General features: G+C 56.9%; 6 protein-coding genes. 1 reads left to right on the top strand and 5 read right to left on the bottom strand.

Translation table 11 applies throughout. The features are described from left to right. Positions 1-1,553, top strand: a 1,553-nt coding sequence (gene pgm, locus HP459_RS18850; RefSeq protein ID WP_171936635.1) for a phosphoglucomutase (alpha-D-glucose-1,6-bisphosphate-dependent), incomplete at its 5' end; no start/stop codon positions are given. Between the two features lie 110 nt (positions 1,554-1,663). Here pgm and potE read toward each other — a convergent pair. The 5 genes from potE to kdpD all read right to left on the bottom strand — a co-directional run. Continuing rightward, complete coding sequence (gene potE / locus HP459_RS18845; RefSeq protein ID WP_022647448.1) at positions 1,664-2,977, bottom strand: putrescine-ornithine antiporter; 1,314 nt, start codon at positions 2,975-2,977, stop codon at positions 1,664-1,666. Further along, complete coding sequence (gene speF / locus HP459_RS18840; RefSeq protein ID WP_022647449.1) at positions 2,974-5,172, bottom strand: ornithine decarboxylase SpeF; 2,199 nt, start codon at positions 5,170-5,172, stop codon at positions 2,974-2,976. The genes potE and speF overlap by 4 nt, the downstream gene beginning before the upstream one ends. A gap of 255 nt (positions 5,173-5,427) precedes the next feature. Beyond that, positions 5,428-5,532, bottom strand: a complete 105-nt coding sequence (gene speFL, locus HP459_RS18835) for a leader peptide SpeFL (protein WP_003858645.1) — start codon at positions 5,530-5,532, stop codon at positions 5,428-5,430. A 278-nt stretch (positions 5,533-5,810) separates the two neighbouring features. Then, entirely contained in the window at positions 5,811-6,488 is a 678-nt protein-coding gene (gene kdpE, locus HP459_RS18830; RefSeq protein WP_022647450.1) for a two-component system response regulator KdpE, read from the bottom strand. Next, positions 6,485-8,704: two-component system sensor histidine kinase KdpD (gene kdpD / locus HP459_RS18825; protein ID WP_171936634.1), on the bottom strand; the 2,220-nt coding region annotated here is incomplete at its 5' end. The genes kdpE and kdpD, both read right to left, overlap by 4 nt.

The raw sequence follows: 8,704 nt of genomic DNA, 5'->3' as shown, positions 1-8,704 counted from the left end.
AGCCGGTGGTGGGCAACGCAGAACACGCAGTGAAGTTTGGTACATCTGGCCACCGCGGCAGCGCGGCGCGACATAGCTTTAACGAACCGCACATTCTGGCCATTGCTCAGGCCATCGCGGAAGAGCGCGCCAAAAATGGCGTCACCGGTCCGTGCTATGTTGGGAAAGATACCCACGCCCTGTCTGAACCTGCCTTTATCTCCGTGGTGGAAGTACTGGCGGCAAACGGCGTAGACGTGATTGTTCAGGAGAACAACGGTTTCACGCCAACGCCTGCGGTTTCTAACGCTATTCTGGTACATAACAAAAAAGGTGGCGCGCAGGCGGACGGTATTGTGATCACCCCGTCCCACAACCCACCGGAAGATGGCGGCATCAAGTACAACCCACCTAACGGTGGCCCGGCGGATACCAACGTCACGAAAGTGGTGGAAGATCGCGCCAACGCGTTACTGGCTAACGGTCTGAACGGCGTGAAGCGCATCTCGCTGGATGAAGCCATGGCGTCCGGCCACGTGAAAGAGCAGGATCTGGTGCAGCCGTTCGTGGAAGGGCTGGCGGATATCGTCGATATGGCCGCTATCCAGAAAGCCGGTCTGAAGCTGGGCGTGGATCCGCTGGGCGGCTCCGGTATTGAATACTGGAAACGCATTGCCGAGCACTACAAGCTGGATCTGACCATCGTGAACGATCACGTCGATCAGACCTTCCGCTTTATGCACCTGGACAAAGACGGCGCGATCCGTATGGACTGCTCCTCCGAATGCGCAATGGCTGGCCTGCTGGCGCTGCGCGACAAGTTCGACCTGGCGTTTGCCAACGACCCGGACTACGACCGCCACGGTATCGTCACCCCGGCTGGGCTGATGAACCCTAACCACTACCTGGCTGTTGCGATCAATTATCTCTTCCAGCATCGTCCGCAGTGGGGCAAAGAGGTTGCGGTGGGTAAAACGCTGGTCTCTTCCGCCATGATTGACCGTGTGGTCGATGCGCTGGGCCGCAAGCTGGTGGAAGTGCCGGTGGGCTTCAAGTGGTTTGTTGACGGTCTGCACGACGGCAGCTTCGGCTTTGGTGGTGAAGAGAGCGCGGGGGCATCCTTCCTGCGCTTCGACGGCACCCCATGGTCAACCGATAAAGACGGCATCATCATGTGCCTGCTGGCGGCGGAAATCACCGCGGTTACCGGTAAGAACCCGCAGGAACATTACAACGACCTGGCGGCACGCTTTGGTGCGCCAAGCTATAACCGTATTCAGGCTGGCGCGACCTCTGCTCAGAAAGCCGCTCTGTCCAAACTCTCTCCGGAGATGGTCAGCGCAAGCACCCTGGCAGGTGACCCGATCACCGCGCGTCTGACGGCGGCACCGGGTAACGGCGCATCCATCGGCGGCCTGAAAGTGATGACCGAAAACGGCTGGTTCGCCGCGCGTCCATCCGGTACGGAAGATGCGTACAAAATATATTGCGAAAGCTTCCTCGGCGCTGAGCACCGCCAGCAGATTGAGAAAGAAGCGGTAGAGATTGTCAGCGAAGTGCTGAAAAACGCGTAAGTGGTGTCTGGTGCGGGCTGATGCCCTCACCCCGGCCCTCTCCCACAGGGAGAGGGAGAAAACATTGATCTCGTAGGCCCGGTAAGCGTTAGCGCCACCGGGCTTCTTTTTTAACTATGCTTATTCTTCAGTTCAAACCGTGGTGACACCAGACCGTACAGCGTCCAGCCCATAAAGGTCACCATCGCGCCATACAGCATCGCCTCCTGACCGGACGAGTAGAGCGCATAGAAGCTGTAAATCGCCCCAATCAGCGCCACGATATTGGCCGCCCGGGCTTTGCGCGGATCCACCTTCGCCACCTTCTGAATAATCACCAGTGCCGCCATCGACAGAATGTACGGAATGATGTTCGTCACCACCGCCAGGTTGACCAGCACGTTAAACTGGCTGTTCAGTGACGGGCTGATGGTCATCAGCGACAAACCGCTCTGGAAAATCACAATCGCCAGCATACCCTGTACCGGCGCATCCGCTTTGGTGACGCGGGAGAAGATTTTCGGGAAATAACCTTCGTCAGCGGAGGATTTGAATACCTGGGCGATGGTGAACTGCCAGCCCAGCAGCGAGCCGCAGCAGGACATCACCATCAGTCCCATGATCACTTTCCCTACCTCTGGCGTAAACATCTGCGCAAACGCCAGCCCGAACGGCGCCGTGGAGTTGGCGAGATCCATGTTGGGCACAATTCCCGCAATCACGTTGGTTGAGACGATATAGATCACCGCCGCCCCCAGCGTCCCGCCGAGTACCGCGATCGGCACGTTCTTTTCCGGGTTTTCCACCACTTCCGCATTCGCACAGGCTGACTCCAGCCCGAGGAAAGCCCATAGCGTCATGGCGATGGACGATCCCACGGCGGTAAAGAACGGCACGTGGTGCGGGTTCCAGGAATTGGCGTACAGCGTCGGGCTAAACCAGAACCAGCCGATGATGCACAGACCGACTACCGGAATGATCACGCCCCAGACGGTGATGCTGCTGAGCTGTCCGGTGATGCGCGCGCCGCCAAAGTTGGCGACGGTGCAGATCCACAGCACGCCGATGGTCGCCAGCCCAATCTGCACCGGGGTCAGCGTCGCGCCAAACAGCTCCGTACCGTAACCGACAGCGGAAATGGCAATCGCCACGTTGGCGATCAGCAGCGACACCCCGTAGGTATAGTTGGCCATAAAGTTGCCCGACTTGCCAAACGCATATTCGGCATAGCCGCCCATGCCGCCAGACTTACGGCTGAACATCCCGCACTTGGCAAACGCCCACGCCAGCGCCATTGAGCCGACCGCCGTTACCAGCCAGGAGATAATCGAAATCGTCCCCACTTCAGCGAGCTTAGTGGGCAGCATGATGATCCCGGACCCCATCATATTCACCATGGTGAGGATAGTGAGTTGTACCACGCCCATCTTGTTGGACTTACTCATAATTTTTCTCCTTTCAGCAGAGACGGCTGAGCGGCGGGTTGTTTAATGACGTAGCAGCGCACCTGTTTGCGCCCGTCACACTCCTCGACGTAAACCCCCTGTAACTCCGGCGCAAAGCCCGGCAGCAGATTGATCCCGTCTTCCAGCGCGGCGAAATAGCGCAGCACGGAACCGCCCCAGACTTCCCCCGGAACCACGCACAACACCCCCGGTGGGTAAGGCAGCGCGCCTTCCGCGGCGATACGGCCTTCCGCGTCGCGCAGTGACACCAGCTCGACCTCACCGCGCAGATAGGCATAGTTCGCCTCCTGCGGGTTCATCATGACGCGCGGGAAGTGAGACTTGCGGAACATCTCTTTCTGCAACTGCTTCACGTTATGGCGGGCGTAGAGGTCGTGCATCTCCTGACAAATCTGACGCAGGGAATAATCCGCATAACGTTCCGGATGTTGCTTATAAAGAGAGGGCAGAACCTCTTTCAGCGGCACATCGCTCTGGAGCAGTTTTTCGAAGCGCACCAGCTGGGCGACGAGCTGCTGCAATTTGCCCATGTCCTCCGCCGGGGTGAGCAGGAACAGAATGGAATTGAGGTCGCATTTTTCCGGCACGATGCCGTTTTCACGCAGGAAGTTGGCGAGGATGGTGGCGGGCACGCCGAAATCATCATACTCGCCGGTGCGGGCGTTGATGCCTGGCGTGGTCAGCAGCAGTTTGCAGGGATCAATAAAATACTGATGCTCGGCATATCCCTCAAAGGCGTGCCAGCGTTCGCCCGGAACGAAATGGAAGAAGCGCAGATCGGTGGCGATCTCCGCCGTATCCCAGCTTTCCCACGGACGGCCATCCACCGTCTCCGGCACGAACGGGCGAATAAACTGACAGTTCTGAAGGATCAGTTTTCGCGCTTCGATACCCGTCACCACGCAGTCCATCCACATGTTGCGCCCACTTTGCCCCTCGTGCATGCGGGCGTTGATATCCAGGGCGGCAAACAGCGGATAAAACGGGCTGGTGGAGGCGTGCATCATAAAGGCGTTGTTGAGGCGCTTATGCGGGACATAGCGCGGCTGGCCTTTTATGTGGCTGTCCTTCTTATGGATTTGCGAGGTTTGCGAGAAGCCCGCCTGCTGCTTATGCACCGATTGGGTAACCAGAATGCCCGGATCGTTTTCGTTCAGCTCCAGCAGCAGCGGCGAGCAGTCGGCCATCATCGGGATAAACTGCTCGTAACCCACCCAGGCGGAGTCAAACAGGATGTAATCGCACAGGTGACCAATCTTATCCACCACCTGACGGGCGTTATAAATGGTACCGTCGTAGGTGCCCAGCTGGATCACCGCCAGACGGAAGGGACGTTCATCCCGCGCGCGACCAGGCGCGACCTCTGACACCAGTTCCCGCAGGTAACTCTCGTCGAAACAGTGTGCGTCAATACCGCCGATAAACCCGTACGGGTTGCGGGCTGTTTCCAGATACACCGGCGTCGCTCCCGCCTGTAACAGTGCTCCGTGGTGATTAGATTTATGGTTATTGCGATCGAACAGCACCAGATCGCCTGGCGTGAGCAGGGCATTGAGCACCACCTTATTGGAAGAGGAGGTGCCGTTCAGCACGAAGTAGGTTTTATCCGCATTAAAGACTTTTGCCGCATGCTGTTGGGCGATGCATGGCGCACCTTCATGGATCAGCAGATCGCCCATTGCCACGTCGGCATTGCACAGATCGGCGCGGAAAAGCGTTTCGCCAAAGAAATCGACAAACTGGTTTCCGGCCGGATGGCGTCGGAAGAACTGGCCTCCCTGATGTCCGGGGCAGTCAAACGCGCTGTTCCCCTGCTGGACGTAATCGACCAGCGCGCGGAAGAACGGCGGGCGGAGCTGGGTTTCGTACTTCTGCGCAGCCGCTTCAAGCTGGCGTCCGTAGTACGCATTGCTGGTGTCGGAGTACTCAAAAACGCCGTGAATACGCGACAAAAATTCAGCCGGAACCCTTTCTTCTTTATGCGTGGCAATAAACACCGGAATACCGAATCCCGTGGCTTCTATTTCTTCTATGGCGCCATTGAAAATATCACTGACGGCCAGAACCACGGCTGCCACATCAATATAATCCGATGCGGTGATATCCACGATCTCCCGCGAAGTGGTAAAGCATTCAGGGCAGGCACGGCTGACGGCAATTTTTAACGTTTTCATCTTTATCTCTTTATTTCAGGCAATATGGGTCCCTCGACTTCTTGCGGTAAAGAAATCGATTTTTTCCGGAAAAAAAAGCAAAGCGCGTCCGCTGATACGAAATCAGTTAATTGCTTTTTTGCTGAGTAGAATTCAGTCCGCCCGGTTGCGGAGAATCTGAATCACAAGGAATGAGCGCAGGTGTTCACAGGCAACAGCCTGTAAAATAGCGTTTTTCAGGATAACCTGTAAGCAGATGCGCCAGAAGTCGAAGGACTACCGGGCGTTAAAGAGATGAAAGTCAAAACAGTTTCGGTGGGCAAACATCATGATATGTGTTGTCCGCCTTATATGGGGCATTAAACGATTATTGTTTTCCATGTTCATTTTCCTTTCAGTAATTGAAAGCACGGTCATTTTATCCAGGAAAAAGGGATTAACTGTGAAACAGATCACCAATAACCGATCATTTCAGAAATAATTAGTCGTTATGAGTGAATAACGCAGATCAAAATGCTGTTTTGTTGGTTTGGTGTTAAATTGGTGTTCTAATTATGTTTAGTGAGGGCGAATATAGGCATGAAAATAATCTCGGCGTTATTTTCATGGCTATATTCAGGCTGGTGTGTTCTTTATTTAAAATTAAAGTGAATACTTATTCAGATCATAAACCGATATCCGATACCGGTTTCTGTTAATAAATGACGAGGACGCGCGGGATCGGCTTCAAGTTTCTGGCGAAGGTGTCCCATATAAATGCGTAAATAGTGACTATGTTCGACAGCATTCGGTCCCCAGACCTGGCTTAACAGCTGTCGCTGCGTTAACACTTTTCCATGGTTACTGAGCAACACGGCCAGCAGACGAAACTCGATAGGCGTAAGGTGGATCTCTTCTTCCCCTCGCACGATGCGGCGGGCGGCAAGATCGACGCGGATATCGCCAAAGACGTACACCGGTTCAGAAGGAGTGGTGGCACTGTGTCGACGCAGCGCCACACGCAGCCGGGCCTGTAACTCGCCAATGCCAAACGGTTTGATCAGATAATCATCCGCTCCGGCATCCAGCGCGGCGATTTTATCCGTCTCTTCGGTGCGGGCAGAGAGCACCAGAATGGGCATCTGGCTCCACTGACGCACCTCACGAATAAAATCGATGCCATCGCCATCCGGGAGTCCCAGATCCAGGATCACCAGATCTGGCTTGCGGGTGGCGGCTTCAATTAACCCCCGTTGAAGCGTACCGGCTTCATGAACGCGCAAACCGTCGCCTTCCAGCGCGGTACGCAGAAATCGGCTGATAGCGAGCTCATCTTCAACAATCAGAACGTTAATCACAAATCCTCTAGTAATTCATCAAGTTCTGGTGGGGTTTCAAGAGGAAGTGTAACACAAAAGCGTGCCCCACCTTCCGGGCGGTTCTCTGCGGAAATGGTGCCGCCATGCACGTCAACAATCGCCTGGCAGATCGCCAGCCCCAGCCCAACGCCCGGAATGGCAGATTCCTTATTACCGCGCGCAAATTTTTCGAATATGGCGCGCTCCTGGCCGGCCGGAATACCCGGCCCGGTATCCCAGACATCGAGCCGCAGCACACGTTTATCCACCCTGGCAGCAATCCCCAGCCGGGCCTTTGCCCCGGCGTATTTAGCGGCATTTTCCAGAAGATTAATCAGCACGCGCTCAAACAGCGGGCCATCCACATGGATTAACGTCAGGGGTTCCGGCATGTCCAGCTCGATATGGCGCCCGCCGAGACCCGGCTCCAGCATCTTCAGCGCACTGCCGACAACCTCCTCAAGGGTGAGCCACTCTTTTTTGAGGTTAAACCCGCCGGACTGAATGCGCGCCATGTCCAGCAGGTTGTTCACCAGACGCGTGGTATTTAGCACGTGCTGACGAATTTCGCTGGCCTGCATCGCATGTTTTGATCCTTCCGCCGCCAGATCCAGCGTCAGAATTTCGGACTGGCCAAACAGCACGGTAAGCGGGGTGCGCAAATCGTGAGACAGCGCTGCCAGCAGCGAATTGCGAATACTTTCGCGCTCGCTTGCCAGCCGTGCCTGCTCTTCGCTGGCGGTGAGCGCCAGCCGTTCAAGGGCGCTGGCGACCAGCAGGGTGAAGGTTTCCAGCAGGCGCTGCTGCTCGGGGATCATCAGCTGACGCAGGTTAGACGGCTCGACGATGACCAGCCCGTGATTTTTATCCGCGCTGCACAGCGGCAGGATCTGGTAAGGCACCCCGGGCAGAGTGTCGGTGCCGGCACCGGCAGGTAAACCCTTATCAAAGCTCCAGCGGGCAATCGCTTCATCCCAGGGCGTCATCCCCGAAGGGGAGGTCAGCGGGCGAAGGCGCCCCTGCTCGTCGGGGAGCAAAATCAGGTTACTGGCATGAAAGGTCGAACGGATAAACTGCTCACTGGTCTGGACGATATCCTGCTGCGTGCGACCGACCGCCAGCGATTTTGACATCTCATACAGATGGCGGGTGCGCTGCTCGCGATAGCGGGCAATGCGTGCCTGGTAGCGCACGCCTGCCGTCAGATTCCCGATCACCAGCCCGACGGTAAGCATCACGGCAAAGGTCAGAATGTACTGCACGTCCGAGACAGCAAGCGTCCCGCGCGGAGCGATAAAAAAGAGGTCGAAGCTGATGACGTTGATCACCGTTGCCAGCACCGACGGCCAGCGGCCATAAAAGAGCGCGACCACAACGACGCCCAGCAGATAAATCATGACCAGATTGGCGGCATCGAAGGCGATTAGCCACTGGCTGGCAATCACCGTAATCAGGGCGCAAAGGACCACGGCCACCAGGCAGCCCCGGATCTGGACGCGCCATTTATCGCCAAAGGTGCGTGCGTCCGGCGTACGGCCGGGCAGGGGGGCGGGCTTGTCATCCAGCGCGACGATGACTAAATCCAGATCCGGCGCGCGGCGTGCCAGCCTGTCGGCAAAAGATTCGCGGCTAAACCAGCGGCGATGCTGGCGACGTCCAATGACAATCTTGCCCAGGTTATGCTCGCGCGCGTAGCGCAGAATGGCTTTATCTTCTTGCGGATCGGACAGGGTTGCGGTTTCGGCACCCAGCTCCTGCGCCAGCCGCAGCGCGCTCAAAATGGCGCGACGCTGATTTTCCGGCAGGCCGTGAAGCTGTGGCGTTTCGACATACACCGCGTGCCAGACGCTGCCAAACTTCGCCGCAAGCCGGGCGGCGGTGCGGACCAGTTTTTCATTGCCGCTGCCGTGACCAATGCATAACAGAATGGCGTCACGCGTGTGCCAGACGCGCTCCCGCCCCTGCAGGTCTCGCCAGGCGCGCATCTGGTCATCCACGCGATCGGCGGTGCGGCGCAGGGCCAGCTCGCGCAGGGCAATCAGGTTTCCTTTGCGGAAAAAATGTTCGATAGCGCGTTCGGCCTGGCCGGCAATATACACCTTGCCTTCGTGCAGGCGCTGGCGCAGATCGTCCGGCGGCAGGTCAACCAGTACGACTTCATCGGCAGAATCAAAAAACGGATCGGGGACGGTTTCCCGCACCTGGATACCGGTTAC

The sequence above is a fragment of the Enterobacter sp. CM29 genome (assembly GCF_013179605.1).
Lineage (GTDB): Bacteria > Pseudomonadota > Gammaproteobacteria > Enterobacterales > Enterobacteriaceae > Enterobacter > Enterobacter intestinihominis.
This window is presented reverse-complemented; position numbering and strand designations above follow the sequence as displayed.